The organism is Streptomyces sp. NPDC005070 (assembly GCF_053600395.1).
On the sequence record NZ_JBSFZS010000021.1, the window covers coordinates 61,964 to 84,357 of the forward strand.

The following is a 22,394-nucleotide window of genomic DNA, read 5'->3' on the forward strand; positions in this document are numbered from 1 at the left end:
TGCCCCCGCTTCACCCTTCGGCTTGCCGGTAAATGATGGTGGTGCTGCCCACGACGATCCGCGAGCCGTCGCGGAGCGTAGCGCGGGTTGTGTGCTGCCCGTCCACCACGATGCCGTTGGTGGACCCGAGATCCTGGATCGTCGAGGGCGTTCCGGTCCGGATCTCACAGTGCCGGCGCGATACGCCGGGGTCGTCGATCCGCACGTCGGCTTCAGTGCTGCGGCCCAGCACCAGCGTCGGGCGGGAGATCTGGTGGCGTGAGCCATTGATCTCGACCCAGTGCCGCATACGGCCACCCGCCGCCGGGCCGGCCGGGGGCCGGGCACCCATGGGTGCCATGCCCGGACGGCCGCCGGGCGGCGGCGCGGACGGCATGGGGGGAGCGGCCGAGGGCGGGTAGCCGTAGCCACCCTGGGCTCCGCGGGGGCCCGCCTGGGCGGGGCCCGCGGGGGCGCGCTCGGGAGACTGCTGACTGGCGGAGGAGGCGAGCGTACGGCTGCGGACCCGGTATAGACCGGTGTCGAGGTCGTCCGCCTTCTCCAGGTGGACCTTGATGGGGCCCATGAAGGTGTAACGCTGCTGCTTGGCGTAGTCGCGGACCATTCCGGCGAGCTCGTCGCCGAGCTGTCCGGAGTAGGGGCTGAGGCGCTCGAAGTCGGGCGTGCTCAGTTCGACGATGAAGTCGTTCGGGACGACGGTCCGGTCGCGGTTCCAGATCGTGGCGTTGTTGTCGCACTCGCGCTGCAGCGCTCCGGCGATCTCCACGGGCTGGACCTCGGACTTGAACACCTTGGCGAAGGTGCCGTTGACCAGACCTTCGAGACGCTGCTCGAACTTCTTCAGGACTCCCATGGGGCACCTCCTCCGTCGTTGCCGTCCTGGTACAGCTTGCTGTCGTCTTTCCGGCCCTGCTGGACCAGCCGGCCTACCCGGCCTTGCTGGTACTGCTTACTGATCGTATCCACGCGTCGGGAAATCGGCTGGTTCCCCCTGTCGGCACGGTCGACGGGTTGTCGACACCTTCCGAAGTCCCCTCCCGAAGTTCCCTGAGAGGCCCCTCTTCGAACTCTTCCCGGCACTGCTTCTGCCATGGATCGTAGAGGCGCCCCAGGACCAGTGTCCCGCACCTGACTGTGCGGCCCGTCCGACTCCTGGGGAGATGCGCTGGACCGGTACGAGGTTGATACGTGAACCGGTTCTGTCTGAAACGTGTGACGCGTGCCGGGACGCCGGTGACGAGGCGGCCGGCGCCGCCCGCCTCGCCGTCCGGGCCGGGAGGCCGGGCGGGGCAAGGGCACCGGGCCCGTGGGGACCGTGGCGGGCCGGGGTGCGGGGCGGCCGGTGCGCGGGCGGTAGGGGTGGGGAAAGGGATGTGATTCCACCCCTGACAGCGTGCTAATCTTCTGCATGTCGGAAGGCGCCCGCGGCCAAAGCGGGAGACGGAAGACACACCCAATGCGCGGGTGGCGGAATAGGCAGACGCGCTGGATTCAGGTTCCAGTGCCCGAAAGGGCGTGGGGGTTCAACTCCCCCCTCGCGCACCAGCCGAAAGCCCCTCAGGTCATCGACCTGAGGGGCTTTCGCGTTGTCCGGGGTGCTGTCTCCGCCGTACCCCCTCGGGGTGCTCCTGCCGTCCCTCCCTGGTGCTCGCGCGATGGCGCGCGCCGGGTGGTGCCGGTCGTCGAGGGTCGCGCGGACGGCCGGGAGCGCCGTGAAGTGTGACGATGCTCTCACGCAAGTGGTGGGGAATCGGCGGGGAGTTGGCGGGGCGGCGGCCGGTGAACGGGCGTTCACGGGCCCGAAGGCCAGTGAAGGGGTGCTCGTGGCCCCGAAGGCTCCTGGACGCGGCTGAGCCCCGCGGGGCGGGGTTTCCGGCCCTGCGGGGCTGTGCGCCGCCGTATCGGTCTTCGGCCGTACGGGCTGTGCGCCGCCGGACCGCCGGGCTGCGCCCGGTGGGCGGAGTGGTGGTCGTCGGGTGCCGTGATCAGGCGGCGAGGTGCGCCGCGACCTTCTTGGCCCGGGCGGCCGCCTCGTCCAGGGCCTTGCTCCGGGACGCCTCGAAGAGCGGGACCAGGTCGGCCATCGCCGGGTTGTGCGGGGCCATGGTGAGCTCCGGGACGATGAATTCGACGTCGAGGGCGAGCATGTCGCCCAGCACGGCCTCCAGGTAGTTCTGCACGTACTCGAAGCCCGCGCGCGGAGTGCCCTGCGCGTACGAGCCGCCACGGCTGGCGACGACCGTGACCGGGGTGCCCTTGAGCGTCGCGTCCTCGGACATGGCGGTGCGCCCGATGAGGATGACGTTGTCCAGCCATGCCTTGAGGGTCGAAGGGATGGAGAAGTTGTACATGGGGGCGCCGATCAGGATCGCGTCCGCGTTCTCCACCTCCTCGATCAGCTTCAGGCGTGCCGCGAAGGCCTCGGCCTGCCCGGGGGTGTGGGTGTCCGGCGCGGCGAAGCCGGCGGAGTGGGCATCGGCCGTGATGTGCGGCACGGGGTCCGCGGCGAGGTCGCGGTAGACGACCGTGCCGTCGGGGTGCTGCTCCCGCCAGGCCGCGCGGAAGGCGTCCGTCACGGTGCGCGAGACGGAGGCGCCGCCCGGGGTGGCGGACGAGTCGATGTGGAGGAGGGTGGCCATGATGATCTCCAGGCAAAAGGGGGCGTATGGGGTGGTGGCGCAGAGGCCGGGGCGGGTCGCGGTGGGTCGGCTCCGGGTGGGGAGCCGGAACCCGCGGTGCTTCGGTCCTGGGTGGTGGGGCTCCGGAGTCCCGGGTGGGCCGGGCCCCGGTGGACCTGGTCCCGGTGGGGTGAACCGGATCCGGGCAGAGCTGTGGCAGGAGTCGAGCCGTGAGCCGCCCTGGTGGGCTTCTCTTTCGTGCCTAACTAGAGATAACACAGTCACTTACTTTTTTTTATCCCCTTGTGGAGACGCAGTACCCTGAAGGCATGCCAGTACCGGGGAGCCACGACGCGGGGCCGTGCCAGAAGGTCGACGACGGCATGACCCGTGTCTTCACGCTGCTCGGAAAACGATGGACGGGTCTCGTCGTCTCGGTCCTGATGCAGCACCCCATCCACTTCGCCGACCTGCGCAGAGCCATCCCCGGCATCAGCGAGCGGATGCTCTCGGACCGGCTCACGGAGCTCGGCGCGGCCGGCCTGGTAGTGCGCAACGTCGACGAGGGCCCACCGCTGCGGGTCTGCTACGCCCTGACGGAGGCGGGCGCGGCGCTGGAACCGGCCCTCAAGGAGCTGGGTTCCTGGGCCGAGCGGTACCTGCCGGAGGGCGGGCCCTGCCGGGTGCGGTAGCGGGCCGGGTTCTGCCGGCTGTGGAGTGCGGTGCCGCACCGTCGGCCGGTCGGTGTGTGCGGGCTGGGAACACGGCTGCTCCCCGGGCGTCGGCGGAGTTGTCCACAGGGTCTGACGCGTTGTCGCGACCGGCTGTACGGTCAGCACGAGTTGATGTTCGTGCGCGGGGGAGGCGGTCGTGATGGCCGAGGTCGGTACAGCGGGGCCGGAGCGGCAGACGGCGCCGGAGCGACAGGAGACCAGTGCCGGGCAGGGCGCGGGCGAGTCCGTGCCGGAGCCCGGGGGACGGTCGGCGGCGGCCGAGGGCGGGCCGGCGGCCGAGGCGTTCGGGGCCCGGGGGTTCGCGGTTCCGGGGTTCGCCGCCTGGCCGGTGAAGGGCTCACCCAAGGAAGAGGGGAAGGCCCTGCGCGGGCGTGTTCCGCGTGCGGCGCACGCCGAGCTCCTGATGGACGCCGACCGGCCGGACGCCGTGACCGCGGTCGAGGAGTCCAACCGGGGCCGGATCCCCGGGCTCACCCCGATACGGGTCGGCAGGATGGCGGCCACACCCTTCGCGTTCCTGCGCGGCAGCGCCGGCCTCATGGCGTACGACCTCGCCCGCACCCCGATGTCCGGCGTGAGCGCCCAGATCTGCGGCGACGCCCACGCGGCGAACTTCGGCCTGTACGGGGACGCGCGCGGCGGTCTGGTCATCGATCTGAACGACTTCGACGAGACGGTGTACGGCCCCTGGGAGTGGGACCTCAAGCGGCTCGCCACCTCGCTCGTGCTCGCGGGCCGGGAGGCCGGCGCCGACGAGGACACCTGCCGCGCGGCCGCGCGCGACTGCGTGGGCGCGTATCGCCGCACCATGCGCCTGCTGGCCAAGCTGCCGGTGGCGGACGCCTGGAACGCCATCGCCGACGAGGAACTCGTCTCGCACACCGACGCCCACGACCTTCTCGGCACCCTGGAGCGGGTCTCCGAGAAGGCGCGGGCCAACACCAGCGGACGGTTCGCGGCCAAGTCGACCGAGGCTGTGGACGGCGGTGGCCGTCGCTTCGTCGACGCGGCACCCGTGCTGCGCCGCGTTCCTGACGAGGAGGCGGCCGCGGTCGCGGCGTCCCTGGAGCACTATCTGACGACGCTCTCCGAGGACCGCCTCCCCCTGCTCGCCCGCTACGCGGTGCACGACGTCGCCTTCCGCGTCGTCGGCACCGGCAGCGTCGGCACCCGCTCGTACGTCGTGCTGCTCCTGGACCACCGCGGCGAAGCCCTGGTCCTCCAGGTCAAGGAGGCCCGTGCCTCCGCACTGCTCCCGCACCTGGCGACCATCGGTCATCCGGTGCCCGAGGTGGCTCACGAAGGCCGCCGAGTCGTCCTCGGCCAGAAGCGCATGCAGGTCGTCAGCGACATCCTTCTCGGCTGGACCTCGGTCGACGGTCTGCCCTACCAGGTGCGCCAGTTCCGCAACCGCAAGGGCAGTGTCGATCCCGCGGCGCTGGCCGCCGACCACATCGACGACTACGGCCGTATGACCGGCGCCCTGCTGGCCCGCGCCCACAGCCACAGCGCCGACCCGCGCCTGATAGCCGCGTACTGCGGCAAGAACGAGGAGCTGGACGAGGCCGTCGCCTCCTTCGCCGTCGCCTACGCGGACCGCACGGAGGCGGACCACGCGGCCCTGACGGCGGCGGTGCGCAACGGACGGATCGCGTCGGAACCGGGGGTGTGACCGGGGAGCGCGGCGGCCGGCGCCGGTCCGGTAGCGGTGCGGGTCCGGTGTCGGCGCCAGGGTCTGCGTTGGTCCCGTGCCGGCGCCAGGGTCTGCGTTGGTCCGGTGACTGTGCTGGTGCCTGTGATGGTGCTGGTGCTGGTTTCGGCGGTCGGGATGATCGGGGTGGTTGGGGTCATTGGGGTCGTTGTGGCCGGTCAGGTGGCTGTAGGGGCGGGGAAGGCAGTGAGCCCCGGGGGAGTGTGGCCTACGCTGGTCGGGTGACGACCCCGGAAGCCGATCAGAGCCAGTCCGAGCCCGCCTTCGAGGGGGGCCGGGAACACTCCGGTGCCCCGGAGGGCGAGACGCCCTACGCCGTCCCCGGCGACGACGGCCGCACCACGGACGCGGAGGGCGCGGACGCCGCTTCCGGCACCCCGTCCGGCTCCCAGCCCGGCTCCCGGACGGCGGAACAGGGCGAGGAGCAGCCCCAGGAGCAGGGCGAGGCTCGGGCCGATGACGGCCGGAGCCCGGCTCCGGCCGGGCAGGACCGGCCCGAGGCGCGCCTCGAGCGGGCCGTGCGAGCGGCCGAGCAGGCGCTGATCGAGTTCGAGATCGCCGTGGAGACCTTCCGCGTCGAGGTCGACAATTTCTCCCGCCTGCACCACCAGAAGCTCGGCCCCATGTACTCCCGGCTCGACGAACTGGACGCCCAGATCGCCGAGGCGCGGGCCGCGCTCACCGGTGACCCGGAGGACATATTCAAGGCGCACGAGGCACGGGCGCGGGTCATGCCCATGCCCGGGGTCGAGGAGCTGTTCCACGGCTGGATGGACTCGGACGGCCTGTTCCCCGAGGCCGTGGCCATGCTCACGGACCAGCCCGTACGGCCCCCGCAGCGCGTGCGTCCCAGCGAGGAGGCCCGCAAGCTCTTCCGCGAGCTGGTCCGCAAGGCCCACCCGGATCTCGCGCAGGACGACAACGAGCGCAAGCGGCGTGACGAGTTCATCGCCCGTGTGAACACCGCGTACGCCAGGGGCGACGAGGCGTTGCTGCGGGAGCTGGCCGCGGAGTGGGCCGCCGGTCCCACGCCCGAGGAGTGGAAGCCGAGCCGGAGCGAGGAGCTCTACGCCCGCCTCGAATGGCTCTCCCAGCGCAAGGAGATGCTCACCCTCGTCGCCCGCGAGCTGGAGGAGAGCGCCATCGGCGCCATGCTCAAGCTGGCCCCGGAGGACCCGGACCGTCTCCTGGAGGAGATCGCCGAACAACTGATCACGCAGGTCGGCGAGCGCGAGCACGAGCTGGCGACGCTGATCGCCCAGGCTCCCTGAGCTTCACCGGCGCGGTCGGGTAGCGTCGGAGGCATGAGTTTCGGAGCTGGTGTGCCCACGGTCGGGGTCGACAATCTCGCGGTCGACGACTTCCTGCTGGACGTCCGGGAGGACGACGAGTGGGAGGCAGGTCACGCCGAGGGTGCCCTGCACATCCCCATGAGCCACTTCGTCGCCCGGTTCGGCGAGCTGACCGAGGCGGCGCCGCAGGACGGCCGGGTCAACGTGATCTGCCGCTCCGGCGGGCGTTCGGCCCAGGTCACCATGTACCTGGTCCAGCAGGGCATCGAGGCCGCGAACGTCGAGGGCGGCATGCAGACCTGGGAGGCCGTCGGCCGTCCGGTCGTGAACACGAAGGGCGAGCCCGGCTTCGTGCTCTAGCCGGAGCCCGCCCACCCCGGGGCGACGGCTGCCGGCCGGCCCCGCCCACCCTGCCCGGGAACGGGAATGCCTGGAGCGCCGGGCCCGGTCACCCCGGGGTGTGCCCGGTCACCCCAGGGTGTGGGCCGCCAGCAGGTCGCCCAGGGCTTCCTCGTGTGCCGCGGCCGGGCCGAGTGACAGTTCCAGGTGCTTGGCCCAGGCGTGGTACCGGTGCAGCGCGTACTCGGTGTCGGCGCCGAACCCTCCGTGCAGATGCTGGGCGGTCTGCACGACCCGGCGGACCCCTTCGGACGCCCAGATCTTGGCGACGGCCACATCACCCGCGGCCGGGAGCGCGCCGCCGGCTCCCGTGCTGACCCGCCACGCGGCCTGCCAGAGCGTCGCCTCCATGGCCCGCAGGTCGATGTAGCGGTCGGCGGCCTGGACGGCGACCGCCTGGAACGTGGCGACGGGGAACCCGAACTGCTCCCGCTTGCTCGTGTACGCGCTCGTCATCCGGAGCACCTCCTCCCCGAGCCCGAGCGCCAGTGCGCAGGTGCCGGTGGCCAACAGGTCGCGCAGCCACTCCCACGCCCCCGGGGTATCGATGACATGCCGGCCGGCGATCCGGGCGGACTCCAGGCGCAGTTCGCCGAGCCGCTCGCCGGTCGTGGAGATCTGCTCGGCGAGCACGGCGCCTTCGTGGTCGCGGGGAACCAGGGCGAGGACGGTCCGGTCGGCGTCCGTGTGCGCGGGCACGACGACGAAGTCGGCGTCCAAGGCCCAGGGGACCGCCGTCTGCACGCCGTCCAGGATCCATCCGGCGCCGTCCCGCCGCGCGGTCACGGCGCGTTCGGCCGGGTCGTGCCCGGTCCTGCCGTTGGCGGCGACGGTCAGCACGAGTTCACCCCGGCCGGCCCGCGCCGGCAGTTCCGCCCTCAACTCCTCGCCGCCGTAGCGCCGTACGGCCGCGGTCGCCGCGCTGTTCTCCAGCAGCGGCACCCGTGCCAGCACCTTCGCCGACTCCCGCAGCACGAGACACAGTGCGATCGCGTCGAGGCCCGCCCCGCCGGCCTCCTCGTCGAGCAGCAGACTCAGCAGGTCCGCGTCGGCGAGCCTCGCCCACAGGGGCCGGTCGAAGTCCTCGGCGACGGAGCCCGCGGTGAGCGCGGGACTGGGCACCCCGTCGGGGGCGACCCCGGCGAACACCCCCTGCGCCGCTTCGACCGCCGCCTGCTGCTCCTCGGTGAAGGTGAAGTCCACGATCCCGTCCTCCCGTGCACGCACCGGACCAACGACCAGGCGGACAGCCTGATCTGACGGTGCGTCAACATAGAACAGGTTCTATGAGAAGGGAACGGCCGACGATCGGCCACTCCTCCCCGGCGGCCGAGTCCTTCCCGGTGGCCGACGACTTTCCCCGAGGTCGTTTCTCAGCGGTCGAAGCCTCTCCCGGCGGTCGAAGTCCGGCTCAGCGGTCGAAGTCCAACTCGACCTTCTCCGTGGCGGGGTGAGACTGGCAGGCCAGTACGTACCCGGCCTCCGTCTCCTCCGGTTCCAGCGCGAAGTTGCGGTCCATCCGCACCTCGCCCGAGACGAGGAACGCCCGGCAGGTGCCGCACACGCCGCCCTTGCAGGCGTAGGGAGCGTCCGGACGGTTGCGCAGGACCGCGTCCAGCAGCGACTCGCCGTCCTGGACGGGCCAGGTGCCGCCGCGTCCGTCGAGCCGTGCGGTGACCGTGCTGTGCGCGGGAGCCGGTACGGCGGAAGGAGTCGTCGTGACGGCGTCCACGTGGAAGATCTCCTCGTGGACGCGTGTCCGGGACACCCCGAGCCCACGAAGCGTGCGCTCGGCGCCCTGGACGAGCCCCATCGGCCCGCACAGGAACCACCCCGCCACCCGGTCCACGGGCAGCAGCGCCGGAAGCAGCGCGGTGAGCCGCTCCTCGTCGAGGCGGCCGGACGGCAGCCCGGCCTGCTGTTCCTCGCGGGAGAGGACGGTCACGAGCTGGAACCGCTGCGGATAGCGGTCCTTGAGGTCGGCGACCTCTTCCAGGAACATCGTCGAGGCCGACGTACGGTCGCTGCGGATCAGGCAGAAGCTCGCGTCCGGCTCCCGCGCCAGCAGGGTCGAGACGATCGACAGCACCGGGGTGATCCCGCTGCCGCCCACCACCGCCGCGTACAGGCCGGGCGAGGGCTCCAGCGTGAAGCGTCCCGCCGGGATCATCACCTCCACCTCGTCGCCGACGGCGATCTCCTTGAGCGCGTACGTCGAGAAGGCGCCTCCGTCGACCAGGCGCACGCCGACCTTCAGGGCGCGCGGCGCCTCACCGTCGGGGGAGGGCGCCGCCGAGCAGATGGAGTACGTGCGGCGGATCTCCGTGCCGTCGACCGTGCGGCGCAGGGCCAAGTGCTGGCCGGCGGCGTGCCGGTAGTCCTCGCGCAGTTCCGCGGGCACCGCGAAGGTCAGGGCCACGGAGTCGTCGGTGATCCGGTCGACCGCGGCCACCGTGAGCGGGTGGAAGCGGGCCATCACAACTCCTTGAAGTGGTCGAACGGTTCGCGGCAGGACAGACAGCGGCGCAGCGCCTTGCACGCGGTGGAGGAGAAGCGGCTGAGCAGTTCGGTGTCGGCCGATCCGCAGGCCGGGCAGCGGACGGGTTCCGGTTCGTCCGTGACCGTCCGGGTCGGACCCAGGTCGAGGGCCACCGGTCCGGCGGGAGCGCCGCCGCGCGGGGGCGCTATCCCGAACTCCCGCAGTTTGCGGCGGCCTTCGTCCGAGATGTCGTCGGTCGACCAGGCGGGGCTGAGCACGGTGCGCACGGACACCTCGCGGATGCCGTGTTCGTGGAGCACCCGCTCGATGTCCATGGACATGGCCTCGACGGCCGGGCAGCCGGTGTAGGTCGGGGTCAGTTCGACCTCGACGCTGTCCGTGCCGCGGACGTGGACGGCGCGCAGGACGCCGAGGTCGTCCAGGGTGAGAACGGGCAGTTCGGGGTCGAGCACGGAGCCGGCCAGCCTGCGCAGTTCCTCCTCCAGGGCGGTCGTCGTCACCATGACGCCCCCGGGTGGCTGCGGTGCAGGTGCTGCATCTCGGCGATCATCCGCCCGAAGGACTCGGTGTGCAGGCCCTGGCGTCCGGCGCCGGCCGTCCAGGCCCCGGCCTGCGGTCCTTCGGGGACGGTCAGTGTGGCCCGGCGCAGCGTGGCTTCCACGGACTCCGCCCAGGCGGAGCGGAGGCCGTCCCAGTCGATGCCGACGCCGTCGAGCGGCTGGAACATCTCACCGGTGAAGCGCCACAGCGCCTGGCAGGCGCGGCCCATCCGCTCGTGGCTCTCGTCCGTGCCGTCGCCGAGGCGCAGGGTCCACTGCTCGGCGTGGTCCTGGTGGTAGGCGACCTCCTTGACGGCCTTGGCGGCGAGGGGAGCGAACTCGCTGTCCCCCGAGGCCAGTTGCGCGTAGAGAAGCCGCTGGTAGGTCGAGAAGTAGAGCTGCCGGGCGATGGTGTGCGCGAAGTCGCCGTTCGGCTGCTCGACGAGCTGGAGGTTGCGGAAGGCGCGCTCCTCGCGGAGGTAGGCCAGCTCGTCCTCGTCGCCGGCCATGGACAGCAGGACCCGGGCCTGGCCGAGCAGATCCAGCGCGATGTTGGCCAGGGCGACGTCCTCTTCGAGGACGGGCGCGTGGCCGGCCCACTCCCCCAGCCGGTGCGAGAGCACCAGGGCGTCGTCGCCGAGGGCCAGGGCGGCCGCGGTGTTCACGGTGAGCGTCACAGGTGCTTCACCCCTTCCGGGATCTCGTAGAACGTCGGGTGGCGGTAGGGCTTGTCCGCGGACGGCTCGAAGAACGGGTCCTTCTCGTCGGGCGAGGAGGCCGTGACGGCGGCCGACGGGACGACCCAGATCGAGACGCCCTCGCCGCGGCGGGTGTACAGATCGCGGGCGTTGCGCAGCGCCAGCTCGGCGTCAGGCGCGTGCAGGCTGCCGGCGTGGGTGTGCGACAGACCCCGGCGCGAGCGCACGAAGACCTCCCACAGCGGCCAGTCGGTGTTCGTCATGCTCGGGTCGCTCCTGTCTCACCGGTCGTGCTCGTCGAGCCGACGGTCCCGCTCGTGTGCTTGTCCGCGTACGCCGCGGCAGCCTCCCGCACCCAGGCGCCCTCCTCGTGGGCGCGCCGGCGCTGGGTGATCCGCTGGTCGTTGCACGGGCCGTTGCCCTTGAGGACCTCCCAGAACTCCGTCCAGTCGATGGCGCCGAAGTCGTGGTGTCCCCGCTCCTCGTTCCACACGAGGTCCGGGTCGGGCAGGGTCAGGCCGAGGGATTCGGCCTGGGGCACGGCGATGTCGACGAAGCGCTGGCGCAGCTCGTCGTTCGAATGGCGCTTGATCTTCCACGCCATCGACTGGGCGGAGTGCGAGGACTCGTCGTCGGGCGGGCCGAACATCATCAGGGAGGGCCACCACCAGCGGTCGACGGCGTCCTGCGCCATCGCGTGCTGTTCGGGGGTGCCCTGGCTCAGGGCCAGCAGCAGTTCGTACCCCTGGCGCTGGTGGAAGGACTCCTCCTTGCACACACGGATCATGGCGCGCGCGTACGGGCCGTACGAGCAGCGGCACAGGGGGACCTGGTTGGTGATCGCCGCGCCGTCCACGAGCCAGCCGATGGCGCCGACGTCCGCCCAGGTCAGCGTCGGGTAGTTGAAGATCGACGAGTACTTCTGGCGGCCGGAGTGCAGCTTGTCCAGCAGTTCGTCGCGGCCGACGCCGAGCGTCTCGGCCGCGCTGTACAGGTACAGCCCGTGTCCCGCCTCGTCCTGGACCTTCGCCATGAGGATCGCCTTGCGGCGCAGGGAGGGCGCGCGCGTGATCCAGTTGGCCTCGGGCTGCATGCCGATGATCTCGGAGTGGGCGTGCTGCGCGATCTGGCGGACCAGGGTGGAGCGGTAGGCGTCGGGCATCCAGTCGCGGGGCTCGATGCGTTCGTCGGCCGCCACGGCGGCGTCGAAGACGACCTCGTACGCCGCTGTGCGCGCCGCTTCGTCGGCGGCTTCGTCCGCTTGTGTGCGGGCCGTGTGGTGCGCTGATGCTGTCGCCATGCGGTCCCCCTCGACCTCTCGCTCCCGACCGACCGATCGTTCGGTCCATTCGCAACAATGGTCGGTCGAGCGCCGTACGGTGTCAACCGCTGTGGACAACTCGTAGGCGTCGGCGTGCCCCGGTGTGACAGATGGGGCTGTGCCGGAGGCCCGGCTCTGATTACGGTTCGCTTGCGCACGTCGTGGTGCGGTGCGACGTGACGGTACGGTGCCCGCAGTCCGGTGGCCGGCAGTCGGATCCGGGATCGTGGATCGGGGCGGGATGGACGCGAGGCACGAGGGCTCTGAGCGGGGGCGGGGTTCGGCCGCGCCCGAGGGGGGAGCGCCCGAAGGCGCGCCCGGCGTCACCGGCGATACGCCGTTGCCCGGCCCGCGACCGGCCGACGAGGCGGCGCCCGACCCGGCGCCCGAGGCGACCGGGCCCGACACCGGGGCAGCCGAGGAGGACGCGGCGGACCCCTCCGCGGAGCCGGAGAGCCCGGAATCAGGGGCTGTCGCCTCCGCGGCCTCTCAGGAGTCCATGTCCGCGTCTCACGCTCCCGCGCTCCCTGAGGAGCTCACATCCGCGTCCGTCGCTCCCGCGCTCCCTGAGGAGCCCACGTTCGCGCCCACGGGCCTCGACGGGACCGAATCCGGTACGACGGCACCCCTGGGGTACCCCGGAGAAGTCGGCCTTCCGGGGGACGGGGTGCCCGCGGGACTCGCGGCGCTGTCCCTGCGCTCTCAGATCGCCGCCGCCCTCGCCCTGGCGGTCGTGGCCGTCGTCGCCTGTGCGCACCTCGGGATGGTGTTCCTGCATGTCGCGCCGTCGAACACGGTGACGAAGCAGCACGGCCGCGCGATCGACGACTGGATCTACCCCGAGTTCGAGCAGAACTGGAAGCTCTTCGCCCCCAACCCGTTGCAGCAGGACATCGCGGTCCAGGTCCGCGCCCTGGTCCGCACCGAGGACGGCACCAGCCGCGAGACCGGCTGGTACGACCTGTCCGCGCTCGACGGACTGGCCATCGACGGGAATCCGCTGCCGAGCCACACCCAGCAGAACGAACTGCGCCGTGCCTGGGACTTCTACGCCGCCACGCACGACGGCGAGAACCGTGCCGTGGGCCTGCGCGGCGATCTCTCGGAGCACTATCTGCGCCGTATCGGCGTCCTGCGCCTCCATCGCGAGCAGGCGGGCGGCGAGGCCGCCGTCATCGAACGCCTCCAGTTCCGCTCCCTCACCACCGACGTGCCGCCTCCACGGTGGAGCGACGAGAAGGTGTCCACCCGGCCCGTCGTCCGTGAGCTGCCCTGGTGGGCCGTTCCCGCCGGCGACCGCGCGGACGGGCTGACGGAGGCGAGTGCCCGATGAACCGATTCGCTCCCACGCTCGCGCGCGGCATCGTCCGGGTCACCGAGTCCGCCCTCGGTCCGTACCAGACCGCCGTGATCCGTATCGGCTTGGCCGCCACCTGGCTGCTGTTCCTGCTGCGCGAGTACCCCCACCGCCAGGAGATGTACGGGCCCGACGCGCCCTGGAGCTGGGACCTCGCCCGGCAGCTCGTCGCGAGCAACCACGCCTTCACGGTCCTGTTGTGGTCCGACAGCCGGTTGTGGTTCGAGACCGTCTACGCCGTCGCCGTCCTCGCCGCCGCCCTGTTGCTGGTGGGATGGCGGACCCGCGCGGTGTCCGTGGTCTTCATGATCGGCGTGCTGTCCCTGCAGAACCGCAGTGTCTTCGTCGGGGACGGCGGGGACAACGTCCTCCACCTGATGGCGATCTACCTGGTGTTCACGCGCTGCGCCCAGGTGTGGTCCCTCGACGCGCGGCGGGAGCGTCACGACCGCGAGACGCCCGCGCGGGGCGAGTGGACCGGGCCGGACCGAGCGGGCCCGATGCTGTGGGCGGGGCTCGGGATCGCGCTGGCGGTGGCGACGGGCGCGGGGCGGATCGACGGGGGTTTCCTGGGCGGCTGGCTCGCGGTCTTCTGGGGGCTGTGGGCGGCGCAGGGGCTGTGGCGGGCCGTCGGCCGTTTCGCCCGCACCGCGGAGCCGCGCGTCCTGCTGGACATCGTCGCCAACCTCGTGCACAACGCCGCCCTGATGATCATCATGGCCGAGGCGTGCCTGATCTACGCGACGGCGGGCTGGTACAAGATCCAGGGTTCGCGCTGGCAGGACGGCACCGCCGTCTACTACCCGCTCCACCTGCAGTCCTTCTCCCCGTGGCCGGCGCTGTCCGACCTGATGTCCGCGCACGGCACGATCGTGATGCTGGTGACGTACGGGACGGTCGTCGCACAGGTCGCCTTCCCCTTCACCCTGTTCAACCGGCGGGTCAAGAACGTCCTGCTGGCGGTCATGATGACCGAGCACGCGGTGATCGCCGTGGTCCTCGGGCTGCCGTTCTTCTCGCTCGCGATGATCGCCGCGGACTCCGTGTTCCTGCCCACGTCCTTCCTGCGGTACCTGGGCGGACGGGTGGCACGCGCGCGGGACAGGCTGTTTTCCGGCCGCGGCCGTACGCTCCCGGGGCCCCGGGAGCCGGAACCGGGCGCTCAGGAGGAGCCCGGGCACACGCACGTAGGCTTCACCGCATGAACGACCCGGTATGTGTCTGGCGCCAGCTCCGCGACGACTCCGTCCTGCTCGACGGCTTCCACGCCCTCAAGCACGCGGTGCGCTTCGGGGCGCGGATCCCGGTCGCCGTCACGACCGACCGGACGGCGGTCCTCGAACTGGCCGGCGAACTCGCCCCCGACGTGCGCGCCGCGCTCGACGAGCTGCTGACCGAGGTCCCCGAGCCGGCGTTCACGGCACTCGTGCCGCGACCGCATCCCACCTCGGTGGCGGCTCTCGCCGTACGTCCCTCACGCGCCGCCAACCTGGAGGCGCTGGCCCGCGCGCCGCGCACCGCGCCCGTGGTCGTCCTCGACGATCCGCGCAACCTCGGCAACGCGGGGGCGGTCATCCGGCTCGCGGCGGGCTTCGGCGCGACCGGGGTGGTCACGACGGGCACGCTCGACCCCTGGCACCCCACCGTCGTACGCGGCGGGGCGGGCCTGCACTACGCGACCGCCGTGGAGCGCCTGAGCGTGGACGAACTGCCGGCGGGCCCGGTGTTCGCGCTCGACCCCGAGGGCGAGGACATCCGGGGGACGAAGCTTCCCGACGACGCCCTGCTCGCCTTCGGCTCGGAGCGCAGCGGGCTGTCCGCCGAACTGCGCTCCCGGGCCGACCACCTGGTCTCGCTGCCGATGCGCCCCCAGGTCTCCAGCTACAACCTCGCGACCAGTGTGGCCATGACGCTGTTCCACTGGAGCGCCACCGGGGACGTACCGGCTTAGACGCCCGAAGGGCTTCGGGTCTCACGCCTCCCGGCGTACCTCGATCACCCGGAAGCGGTTCGCCACGAACGCCCCGTCGCACAGCGCCGCGTTGGCCGCGGCGTTGCCGCCGGAGCCGTGGAAGTCCGAGAACGCGGACGTCTGGTTGACGTAGACCCCGCCCGTGAGGTTCAGGGAGAGCTGGGCGCACTCCTCCAGGCAGGCCTCCTGCACCTCGCGCTCGAACGCCTCGTCGGTGGTGTACGCGCCGACGGTCATCGCGCCCTTGTCCCGCGTGGTGTGCCGCAGGAGCTCCACGGCCTCCGCGGCCGAGTCGACCGCGACGGCGAACGAGACCGGACCGAAGCACTCGCTCAGGTAGGCGGCCTCGTCGTCGCTCCCGGCGTTCTCCCAGAACTTGCGCGCGCCGTCGAGCTTCACGATCAGCGGTGAGCGCACGACGGCACCCGGGAACTCCGGGTTGTCGATCTGCCGCGAGGGCAGTGCGACCTCGCCGAGACCGGCGGCGGCCTCCAGCCGGGCCTTGACGTCCGGGTTCACGATGGCGCCGAGCAGCGCGTTCGCGCGGGCGTCGTCGCCGAGGAGTCCGCCGACCGACTTCGCGAGATCGGCCACCACCTCGTCGTAGGACTTGTGGCCCTCGTCCGTGGAGACGCCGTCGCGCGGGATCAGCAGGTTCTGCGGGGTGGTGCACATCTGGCCGCTGTAGAGCGACAGGGAGAACGCCAGATTGGACAGCATCCCCTTGTAGTCGGCGGTCGACTCCACGATCACCGTGTTGACGCCGGCCTTCTCCGTGTAGACCTGCGCCTGGCGGGCGTTGGCCTCCAGCCAGTCGCCGAAGGCGGTGGAGCCGGTGTAGTCGATGATGCGGATCTCGGGGCGGGTGGCCAGCGTCTTGGCGATGCCCTCGCCGGGACGCTCGGCGGCGAGCGCCACCAGGTTCGGGTCGAAGCCCGCCTCGGCGAGCACCTCGCGCGCGACCTGCACGGTGAGCGCGAGCGGGAGCACCGCGCGCGGGTGGGGCTTCACCAGGACCGCGTTGCCCGTGGCCAGCGAGGCGAACAGACCCGGATAGCCGTTCCACGTCGGGAACGTGTTGCAGCCGATCATCAGCGCGATGCCGCGCGGGACGGGCGTGAACTGCTTGGTGAGCGCGAGCGGGTCGCGCTTGCCCTGAGGCTTGCTCCACTCCGCGGTGTCGGGGGTGCGGACCTGCTCCACATAGGCGTAGGCCACCGCCTCCAGGCCGCGGTCCTGCGCGTGCGGGCCGCCCGCCTGGAACGCCATCATGAAGGCCTGGCCGCTGGTGTGCATGACCGCGTGCGCGAACTCGTGCGTGCGGTCGCTGATCCGCTTGAGGATCTCCAGACAGACCACCGCGCGGATCTCCGCGCCCGCGTCGCGCCAGGCGCGCTGCCCCGCGCGCATGGCGGGCAGCAGCGTGTCGATGTCCGCGTGCGGGTACGTGACGCCGAGCTCGATGCCGTACGGAGACACCTCGCCCCCGACCCAGTCGTCCGTGCCGGGCTGGTCCAGATCGAGCCGGGTGCCCAGCAGGGCGTCGAAGGCGGCCTTGCCCTCGGCCATGCCCAGGCTGCCGTGCTCGCCGTACGCCTTGGGGTGCTCGGGATGCGGGGACCAGTACGCGCGCGTGCGGATCGCTTCCAGCGCCTGATCCAGGGTCGGCCGGTGCTTGGCGATCAACTGGTGCGCGGTGAGTTCGGCGGCCATCAAGGACCAACTCCTTGTCTCAAGAGCTCCTCGTCGAGCTCGCGAGCTGGGCAGGAATGGACAGTCAGGGTTAGAGTAACCGAACGATCGGTCGGGACAAGGGGGTCCGCCGCATCCGTGGAAAACGTCGTGCGGGAGGATCGCGCACATGACAGCACTCGACCTCAGCAGCCCCGTGGCAGTCGTCGGCACCGGCACCATGGGCCAGGGCATCGCCCAGGTCGCGCTGGTGGCCGGCCACCCCGTGCGGCTCTACGACGCCGCTCCCGGGCGTGCCGCGGCGGCGGCCGAAGCGATCGGCGCCCGTCTCGACCGGCTCGTCGCGAAGGACCGGCTCACCGGCGCCGACCGGGACGCCGCGCGCGCCCGTCTCCAGCCGGCCGTGAGCCTCACCGACCTCGCGGACTGCGCGCTCGTCATCGAGGCGGTGCTCGAAGAACTCGACGTCAAGCAGCGGCTGTTCGGCGAGCTTGAGGACATCGTCGGGGACGACTGCCTGCTGGCCACCAACACCTCCTCGCTGTCCGTCACGGCCATCGGCGGCGCGCTGCGCAATCCGGGCCGCCTCGTCGGGCTGCACTTCTTCAACCCGGCGCCGCTGCTGCCGCTCGTGGAGGTCGTCTCCGGGTTCGCGACCGACGTCACCTCGGCCACGCGTGCCTACGAGACGGCGCGCGCCTGGGGCAAGACGCCCGTCGCCTGCGCGGACACGCCCGGTTTCATCGTCAACCGCATGGCGCGGCCCTTCTACGCCGAGGCTTTCGCGGTCCACGAGTCCCAGGCCGCCGACCCCGCCACCATCGACGCGGTCCTGCGCGAGTCCGGCGGTTTCCGGATGGGCGCCTTCGAACTCACCGACCTGATCGGCCAGGACGTCAACGAGTCCGTCACCCACTCCGTGTGGCGTTCCTTCTTCCAGGACGTGCGCTTCACGCCCTCGCTGGCCCAGCGACGGCTCGTCGAGTCGGGCCGGCTCGGCCGGAAGGCAGGGCATGGCTGGTACGACTACGGAGACGGCGCCGAACCCTCCGAGCCGCACACCGCGGAGAAGGCGCAGCCGCCCGCCTACGTCGTGGCCGAGGGCGATCTGGGCCCCGCCGCCGAGATCCTCGCGCTGATCCGTGAGGCGGGCATCCGGGTCCGGGAGGACGAGGAGGACCACGGCACCCGTCTGGTGCTGCCGAGCGGCGGCCAACTGGTCCTCGCCGACGGCCAGACCTCCGTCGAGTTCCGCGACGTCGTCTACTTCGACCTCGCGCTCGACTACCGCAAGGCCACCCGGATCGCCCTGTCGACGTCCCAGGACACCGCTCCCCAGACGCTCTCGGAGGCCGTCGGCCTCTTCCAGGCGCTGGGCAAGGACGTCAGCGTGATCGGGGACTGCCCCGGCATGATCGTCGCCCGCACGGTGGCCCGGATCGTCGACCTCGCGCACGACGCGGTCGCCAAGGGCGTGGCCACCGAGGAGGACATCGACACCGCGATGCGCCTCGGCGTCAACTACCCCCTCGGCCCCTTCGAGTGGAGCCGCAGGCTCGGCGCCGACTGGGCGTACGACGTCCTGGACGAGCTGCACGTGCGCGACCCCTCCGGGCGCTACGCCCCGTCGCTGGCGCTCTACCGCCACGCGTACGGCAACGAGAAGCGGGAGGGTGCCCAGTGACCACCGCCAAGCGGGACACGTACACCCCCGAGACCCTGCTCTCCGTCGCCGTCCAGGTCTTCAACGACCGCGGCTACGACGGCACCTCCATGGAGCATCTCTCCAAGGCCGCCGGTATCTCCAAGTCGTCGATCTACCACCATGTCTCGGGCAAGGAGGAGCTGCTGCGGCGCGCGGTGAGCCGGGCGCTGGACCGCCTCTTCGAGATCCTCGACGAGGAGCACGCGCGCGTGGGACGGGCCGTGGAGCGCCTGGAGTACGTGGTGCGGCGCATGGTCGAGGTGCTCACCTCCGAGCTGCCCTACGTGACGCTGCTCCTGCGGGTGCGCGGCAACACGGACACCGAGCGGTGGGCCCTGGAGCGGCGCCGCGACTTCGACCACAGGGTCGCCGAGCTTCTGAAGGCGGCGGCCGCGGACGGGGACGTACGCGGCGACGTCGAGGTCCGGCTCGCGACCCGGCTGGTCTTCGGAATGATCAACTCGCTCGTGGAGTGGTACCGCCCCGACGCGCGGGGCATGGGCGCGCGCGAAGTGGCCGACGCCGTGGTGGTGCTGGTCTTCGGAGGGCTACGGCAGGAGCACTGAGAGCGCCTGCGGGGTCGGGGCCGGGCCGGCCGTGCGGGCCGGTGCTGGCGGCGTCAGGCCTCCGGTTCCAGGTCCTCCTCCTCGAAGACCAGCAGCGTCCTGCTGCTGAGCACCTCCGGGATGGCCTGGAGCCGGGTGAGCACCAGCTCGCGCAGCGCCCGGTTGTCCGGGGTGTGCACCAGCAGAAGGACGTCGAAGTCGCCGCCCACCAGGGCGATGTGCGAGGCCCCGGGCAGCACCCTCAGCCGCTCCCGCACCGTGCGCCAGGAGTTCTGCACGATCTTGAGGGTGATGTACGCCGACGTGCCCTGCCCCGCGCGTTCGTGGTCGACGCGTGCCCCGAAGCCGCGGATCACACCGTCGTCGATGAGCCGGTTGATCCGCGCGTAGGCGTTGGCCCTCGAGACATGGACCCGCTCGGCCACGGAACGTATGGAGGCACGGCCGTCCGCCTGCAGCATGTGCAGGATGTCCTGGTCGATCGCGTCGAGCGGACGGGCGGGCGGAGCGGAGGGCCCGGCCTCCGGCGGCTCGGCCATTTGTTCAGGTGCCATGTCCCCCCGCCTCCCTACCATGGACGTACTGCATCCATCTCAGGCTGCGCAGAACCGTTTGTCCACAGCCTGGCGGCGCCTGTAGCCAAAATGTGCCGACGACCGAACAATCGGTAGGTGAGGCGCATCACACCCGTGATGCGTCCGAAGCCGCTCCCACGAGGAGGTGCCGTCATGACGGTCATGGAGCAGCGAGGGGCCTACCGGCCCACGCCGCCGCCCGCCTGGCAGCCCCGCACCGACCCCGCGCCGTTGCTGCCCGACGCGCTGCCCCACCGCGTCCTCGGCACCGACGCGGCCGCGAAGGTCGATCCGGCCCTGCTGCGCCGTCTGCACACGGAACTGGTCCGTGGCCGCCGGTACAACGTCCAGGCCACCGCGCTCACCAAGCAGGGCCGTCTCGCCGTGTACCCGTCCAGCACCGGACAGGAGGCCTGCGAGGTCGCCGCCGCGCTCGTGCTGGAGGAGCGCGACTGGCTCTTCCCCAGCTACCGCGACACCCTCGCCGCGGTCGCCCGCGGCCTCGACCCCGTCCAGGCGCTCACCCTCCTGCGCGGCGACTGGCACACCGGCTACGACCCGCACGAGCACCGCATCGCGCCCCTGTGCACCCCGCTCGCGACCCAGCTCCCGCACGCCGTGGGCCTCGCGCACGCCGCCCGCCTCAAGGGCGACGACGTGGTCGCACTCGCCCTGGTCGGCGACGGCGGCACCAGCGAGGGCGACTTCCACGAGGCGCTGAACTTCGCCGCCGTGTGGCAGGCGCCCGTCGTCTTCCTCGTACAGAACAACGGCTTCGCCATCTCCGTCCCGCTCGCCAAACAGACCGCCGCCCCGTCGCTGGCCCACAAGGCCGTCGGCTACGGGATGCCGGGCCGCCTGGTCGACGGCAACGACGCGGTGGCCGTGCACCAGGTCCTGAGCGAGGCCATCGCCCACGCGCGCGCGGGCGGCGGTCCCACCCTCGTCGAGGCCGTGACGTACCGCATCGACGCCCACACCAACGCCGACGACGCCACCCGCTACCGCGTGGACGCCGAGGTCGAGACCTGGCGCGCCCACGACCCCGTCGCGCTGGTGGAGCGCGAGCTGACCGAGCGCGGCCTGCTCGACGAGGCCGCCCTGCAGGCGGTGCGCGACGACGCCGAGGCGATGGCCGCGGACCTGCGCGAACGCATGAACCAGGACGCGGTGCTCGACCCCATGGATCTGTTCGCCCATGTGTATGCCCAGCCCACTCCTCAACTGCTTGAGCAGGAGAGCCAGCTGAGAGCGGAGCTGGACGCCGAGGCGGACGGCACGCTCGGAGCGGGCCCACACGGCCCGGAAGGAGCCGGGCGATGACCACGGTTGCCCTCAAACCGGCCACCATGGCGCAGGCGCTCGGGCGCGCCCTGCGCGACGCCATGGCAGCCGACCCCTCCGTCCACGTCCTGGGCGAGGACGTCGGCACCCTCGGCGGCGTCTTCCGCGTCACCGACGGACTCGCCAAGAAGTTCGGCGACGACCGCTGCACGGACACCCCCCTCGCCGAGGCGGGCATCCTCGGCGCGGCGGTCGGCATGGCCATGTACGGCCTGCGGCCGGTCGTGGAGATGCAGTTCGACGCGTTCGCGTACCCGGCGTTCGAGCAGCTCATCTCGCACGTGGCGAAGATGCGCAACCGCACGCGCGGCGCCATGCCCCTGCCCATCACGATCCGCGTCCCCTACGGGGGCGGCATCGGCGGCGTCGAGCACCACAGCGACTCCTCCGAGGCGTACTACATGGCGACCCCGGGCCTCCACGTCGTCATGCCCGCGACCGTCTCCGACGCCTACGGCCTGCTGCGCGAGGCCATCGCCTCGGACGACCCGGTCGTCTTCCTGGAGCCGAAGAGGCTGTACTGGTCGAAGGATTCCTGGAACCCGGACGAGCCGCCGGCCGTTGAGCCGATAGGCCGTGCCGTGGTGCGGCGCCAGGGCCGGAGCGCCACGCTGATCACGTACGGGCCGTCCGTGCCCGTCTGCCTCGAAGCCGCCGAGGCGGCGCGGGGCGAGGGCTGGGACCTCGAAGTCGTCGACCTTCGCTCGCTGGTGCCGTTCGACGACGAGACGGTCGCGGCGTCGGTGCGGCGGACCGGACGAGCGGTCGTCGTGCACGAGTCGGGCGGGTTCGGAGGACCGGGCGGGGAGATCGCGGCCCGCGTCACGGAGCGCTGCTTCCACCACCTGGAGGCGCCGGTGCTGCGCGTCGCCGGGTTCGACATCCCGTATCCGCCGCCGATGCTGGAGCGGCACCACCTGCCCGGCGTCGACCGGATCCTGGACGCCGTGGGACGGCTGCAATGGGAGGCGCAGAGCTGATGGCACAGGTGCTGGAGTTCAAGCTCCCCGACCTCGGGGAGGGACTCACCGAGGCGGAGATCGTCCGCTGGCTGGTGGAGGTCGGTGACGTCGTCGCCGTCGACCAGCTCGTCGTCGAGGTCGAGACGGCCAAGGCGATGGTCGAGGTCCCCTGCCCCTACGGCGGCGTGGTCACCGCCCGCTTCGGCGAGGAGGGCACCGAACTGCCCGTCGGGGCACCGCTGCTGACCGTCGCCGTGGGCGCCCCGGCCGCGTCCGAGGACAGCGGGACCGGCGGGGACGAGCGGAGCGACGAGGGCTCCGGGAACGTGCTCGTGGGGTACGGCACCGGAGCGCCCCCGGCGCGGCGCCGGAGGGTGCGCCCCGCCGGCGGGGCCGCCGCACCGGCCGG

The 22,394-nt window shown here is 71.9% G+C and carries 22 protein-coding genes and 1 tRNA gene; 13 read left to right on the top strand and 10 right to left on the bottom strand.

The genetic code is table 11. The annotated features are described in order from the left end of the window. Positions 1-10: 10 nt before the first annotated feature. Positions 11-853: an FhaA domain-containing protein gene (locus tag ACWEBX_RS10355; RefSeq protein ID WP_451884467.1), complete on the bottom strand. Its 843-nt coding sequence runs from the start codon at positions 851-853 to the stop codon at positions 11-13. A gap of 605 nt (positions 854-1,458) precedes the next feature. Between ACWEBX_RS10355 and ACWEBX_RS10360 the strand changes: the two genes are divergently transcribed. Next, positions 1,459-1,545: transfer RNA gene (locus ACWEBX_RS10360), tRNA-Leu, on the top strand. Positions 1,546-1,985: 440 nt separating this feature from the next. On the opposite strand, the gene ACWEBX_RS10365 is transcribed toward ACWEBX_RS10360, so the two are convergent. Next, entirely contained in the window at positions 1,986-2,639 is a 654-nt protein-coding gene (locus ACWEBX_RS10365; RefSeq protein WP_451884468.1) for an FMN-dependent NADH-azoreductase, read from the bottom strand. 308 nt (positions 2,640-2,947) lie between these two features. Between ACWEBX_RS10365 and ACWEBX_RS10370 the strand changes: the two genes are divergently transcribed. From ACWEBX_RS10370 to ACWEBX_RS10385, 4 genes are all read left to right on the top strand, one after another. After that, a complete protein-coding gene (locus tag ACWEBX_RS10370; RefSeq protein ID WP_451884469.1) occupies positions 2,948-3,310 on the top strand; it encodes a winged helix-turn-helix transcriptional regulator in 363 nt (120 codons plus the stop codon). A gap of 181 nt (positions 3,311-3,491) precedes the next feature. Then, positions 3,492-5,024 (top strand): DUF2252 domain-containing protein, encoded by a 1,533-nt coding sequence (locus ACWEBX_RS10375; RefSeq protein WP_451884470.1) that lies wholly within the window; start codon positions 3,492-3,494, stop codon positions 5,022-5,024. A gap of 260 nt (positions 5,025-5,284) precedes the next feature. Then, positions 5,285-6,334: a hypothetical protein gene (locus ACWEBX_RS10380; protein WP_451884471.1), complete on the top strand. Its 1,050-nt coding sequence runs from the start codon at positions 5,285-5,287 to the stop codon at positions 6,332-6,334. A gap of 33 nt (positions 6,335-6,367) precedes the next feature. After that, positions 6,368-6,715 (top strand): rhodanese-like domain-containing protein, encoded by a 348-nt coding sequence (locus ACWEBX_RS10385; RefSeq protein WP_451884472.1) that lies wholly within the window; start codon positions 6,368-6,370, stop codon positions 6,713-6,715. A 108-nt stretch (positions 6,716-6,823) separates the two neighbouring features. On the opposite strand, the gene ACWEBX_RS10390 is transcribed toward ACWEBX_RS10385, so the two are convergent. The 6 genes from ACWEBX_RS10390 to paaA all read right to left on the bottom strand — a co-directional run bounded on the left by ACWEBX_RS10390 (position 6,824) and on the right by paaA (position 11,791). After that, positions 6,824-7,957 (bottom strand): acyl-CoA dehydrogenase family protein, encoded by a 1,134-nt coding sequence (locus ACWEBX_RS10390; RefSeq protein WP_451884473.1) that lies wholly within the window; start codon positions 7,955-7,957, stop codon positions 6,824-6,826. A gap of 208 nt (positions 7,958-8,165) precedes the next feature. After that, positions 8,166-9,230, bottom strand: coding sequence for a 1,2-phenylacetyl-CoA epoxidase subunit PaaE (paaE, locus tag ACWEBX_RS10395; RefSeq protein ID WP_451884474.1), 1,065 nt, complete (start codon positions 9,228-9,230; stop codon positions 8,166-8,168). Beyond that, positions 9,230-9,757, bottom strand: coding sequence for a 1,2-phenylacetyl-CoA epoxidase subunit PaaD (gene paaD, locus ACWEBX_RS10400; protein WP_451884475.1), 528 nt, complete (start codon positions 9,755-9,757; stop codon positions 9,230-9,232). The genes paaE and paaD overlap by 1 nt, the downstream gene beginning before the upstream one ends. After that, on the bottom strand, positions 9,751-10,470 hold the full coding sequence (paaC, locus tag ACWEBX_RS10405; RefSeq protein ID WP_451884476.1) for a 1,2-phenylacetyl-CoA epoxidase subunit PaaC: 720 nt from the start codon (positions 10,468-10,470) through the stop codon (positions 9,751-9,753). Before paaC ends, paaD begins: the two co-directional genes overlap by 7 nt. Beyond that, positions 10,467-10,754, bottom strand: a complete 288-nt coding sequence (gene paaB / locus ACWEBX_RS10410) for a 1,2-phenylacetyl-CoA epoxidase subunit PaaB (RefSeq protein ID WP_164372737.1) — start codon at positions 10,752-10,754, stop codon at positions 10,467-10,469. The genes paaC and paaB overlap by 4 nt, the downstream gene beginning before the upstream one ends. Next, positions 10,751-11,791, bottom strand: coding sequence for a 1,2-phenylacetyl-CoA epoxidase subunit PaaA (gene paaA / locus ACWEBX_RS10415; RefSeq protein ID WP_451884477.1), 1,041 nt, complete (start codon positions 11,789-11,791; stop codon positions 10,751-10,753). The genes paaB and paaA overlap by 4 nt, the downstream gene beginning before the upstream one ends. 520 nt (positions 11,792-12,311) lie before the next feature. Here paaA and ACWEBX_RS10420 point away from each other — a divergent pair. Genes ACWEBX_RS10420 through ACWEBX_RS10430 form a run of 3 tightly spaced genes read left to right on the top strand, consistent with a single transcriptional unit; the run spans position 12,312 to position 15,120 of the window. Continuing rightward, positions 12,312-13,145: a DUF5819 family protein gene (locus ACWEBX_RS10420; RefSeq protein WP_451884478.1), complete on the top strand. Its 834-nt coding sequence runs from the start codon at positions 12,312-12,314 to the stop codon at positions 13,143-13,145. Then, positions 13,142-14,374 (top strand): HTTM domain-containing protein, encoded by a 1,233-nt coding sequence (locus ACWEBX_RS10425; RefSeq protein WP_451884479.1) that lies wholly within the window; start codon positions 13,142-13,144, stop codon positions 14,372-14,374. The genes ACWEBX_RS10420 and ACWEBX_RS10425 overlap by 4 nt, the downstream gene beginning before the upstream one ends. Then, positions 14,371-15,120 (top strand): TrmH family RNA methyltransferase, encoded by a 750-nt coding sequence (locus ACWEBX_RS10430; protein WP_451884480.1) that lies wholly within the window; start codon positions 14,371-14,373, stop codon positions 15,118-15,120. Before ACWEBX_RS10425 ends, ACWEBX_RS10430 begins: the two co-directional genes overlap by 4 nt. Positions 15,121-15,141: 21 nt before the next feature. Here the strand turns inward: ACWEBX_RS10430 and paaN are convergent, their stop codons facing one another. After that, positions 15,142-16,854, bottom strand: coding sequence for a phenylacetic acid degradation protein PaaN (gene paaN, locus ACWEBX_RS10435; protein WP_451884481.1), 1,713 nt, complete (start codon positions 16,852-16,854; stop codon positions 15,142-15,144). A 148-nt stretch (positions 16,855-17,002) separates the two neighbouring features. Here paaN and ACWEBX_RS10440 point away from each other — a divergent pair, with 148 nt between their 5' ends. Continuing rightward, positions 17,003-18,517, top strand: coding sequence for a 3-hydroxyacyl-CoA dehydrogenase (locus tag ACWEBX_RS10440; RefSeq protein WP_451884482.1), 1,515 nt, complete (start codon positions 17,003-17,005; stop codon positions 18,515-18,517). After that, positions 18,514-19,104: a TetR/AcrR family transcriptional regulator gene (locus ACWEBX_RS10445; protein WP_451884483.1), complete on the top strand. Its 591-nt coding sequence runs from the start codon at positions 18,514-18,516 to the stop codon at positions 19,102-19,104. The genes ACWEBX_RS10440 and ACWEBX_RS10445 overlap by 4 nt, the downstream gene beginning before the upstream one ends. A gap of 53 nt (positions 19,105-19,157) precedes the next feature. Here ACWEBX_RS10445 and ACWEBX_RS10450 read toward each other — a convergent pair whose 3' ends face one another. After that, positions 19,158-19,658, bottom strand: coding sequence for an Lrp/AsnC family transcriptional regulator (locus ACWEBX_RS10450; protein ID WP_451884484.1), 501 nt, complete (start codon positions 19,656-19,658; stop codon positions 19,158-19,160). A gap of 174 nt (positions 19,659-19,832) precedes the next feature. Between ACWEBX_RS10450 and pdhA the strand changes: the two genes are divergently transcribed. From pdhA to ACWEBX_RS10465, 3 genes are all read left to right on the top strand, one after another. Continuing rightward, positions 19,833-21,002, top strand: a complete 1,170-nt coding sequence (gene pdhA / locus ACWEBX_RS10455) for a pyruvate dehydrogenase (acetyl-transferring) E1 component subunit alpha (protein WP_451884485.1) — start codon at positions 19,833-19,835, stop codon at positions 21,000-21,002. After that, positions 20,999-22,003 carry an alpha-ketoacid dehydrogenase subunit beta gene (locus ACWEBX_RS10460; RefSeq protein WP_451884486.1) on the top strand — a complete coding sequence of 335 codons (1,005 nt, stop codon included), beginning with the start codon at positions 20,999-21,001 and terminating at the stop codon, positions 22,001-22,003. Before pdhA ends, ACWEBX_RS10460 begins: the two co-directional genes overlap by 4 nt. Continuing rightward, positions 22,003-22,394 (top strand): biotin/lipoyl-containing protein (locus ACWEBX_RS10465; protein WP_451884487.1); only part of this gene is annotated, 392 nt, incomplete at its 3' end. The genes ACWEBX_RS10460 and ACWEBX_RS10465, both read left to right, overlap by 1 nt.

Bases quoted from the DNA above. Each gene is read 5' to 3' on its own strand.
- ACWEBX_RS10430 (WP_451884480.1), top strand. From the start codon at position 14,371: ATGAACGACCCGGTATGTGTCTGGCGCCAGCTCCGCGACGACTCCGTC.
- pdhA (WP_451884485.1), top strand. From the start codon at position 19,833: ATGACGGTCATGGAGCAGCGAGGGGCCTACCGGCCCACGCCGCCGCCC.
- paaE (WP_451884474.1), bottom strand. From the start codon at position 9,230: ATGGCCCGCTTCCACCCGCTCACGGTGGCCGCGGTCGACCGGATCACC.
- paaN (WP_451884481.1), bottom strand. From the start codon at position 16,854: ATGGCCGCCGAACTCACCGCGCACCAGTTGATCGCCAAGCACCGGCCG.
- ACWEBX_RS10460 (WP_451884486.1), top strand. From the start codon at position 20,999: ATGACCACGGTTGCCCTCAAACCGGCCACCATGGCGCAGGCGCTCGGG.
- ACWEBX_RS10365 (WP_451884468.1), bottom strand. From the start codon at position 2,639: ATGGCCACCCTCCTCCACATCGACTCGTCCGCCACCCCGGGCGGCGCC.
- ACWEBX_RS10450 (WP_451884484.1), bottom strand. From the start codon at position 19,658: ATGGCACCTGAACAAATGGCCGAGCCGCCGGAGGCCGGGCCCTCCGCT.
- ACWEBX_RS10385 (WP_451884472.1), top strand. From the start codon at position 6,368: ATGAGTTTCGGAGCTGGTGTGCCCACGGTCGGGGTCGACAATCTCGCG.
- ACWEBX_RS10355 (WP_451884467.1), bottom strand. From the start codon at position 853: ATGGGAGTCCTGAAGAAGTTCGAGCAGCGTCTCGAAGGTCTGGTCAAC.
- ACWEBX_RS10375 (WP_451884470.1), top strand. From the start codon at position 3,492: ATGGCCGAGGTCGGTACAGCGGGGCCGGAGCGGCAGACGGCGCCGGAG.
- paaD (WP_451884475.1), bottom strand. From the start codon at position 9,757: ATGGTGACGACGACCGCCCTGGAGGAGGAACTGCGCAGGCTGGCCGGC.
- ACWEBX_RS10425 (WP_451884479.1), top strand. From the start codon at position 13,142: ATGAACCGATTCGCTCCCACGCTCGCGCGCGGCATCGTCCGGGTCACC.
- paaA (WP_451884477.1), bottom strand. From the start codon at position 11,791: ATGGCGACAGCATCAGCGCACCACACGGCCCGCACACAAGCGGACGAA.
- ACWEBX_RS10420 (WP_451884478.1), top strand. From the start codon at position 12,312: ATGTCCGCGTCTCACGCTCCCGCGCTCCCTGAGGAGCTCACATCCGCG.
- ACWEBX_RS10440 (WP_451884482.1), top strand. From the start codon at position 17,003: ATGACAGCACTCGACCTCAGCAGCCCCGTGGCAGTCGTCGGCACCGGC.
- paaB (WP_164372737.1), bottom strand. From the start codon at position 10,754: ATGACGAACACCGACTGGCCGCTGTGGGAGGTCTTCGTGCGCTCGCGC.
- ACWEBX_RS10370 (WP_451884469.1), top strand. From the start codon at position 2,948: ATGCCAGTACCGGGGAGCCACGACGCGGGGCCGTGCCAGAAGGTCGAC.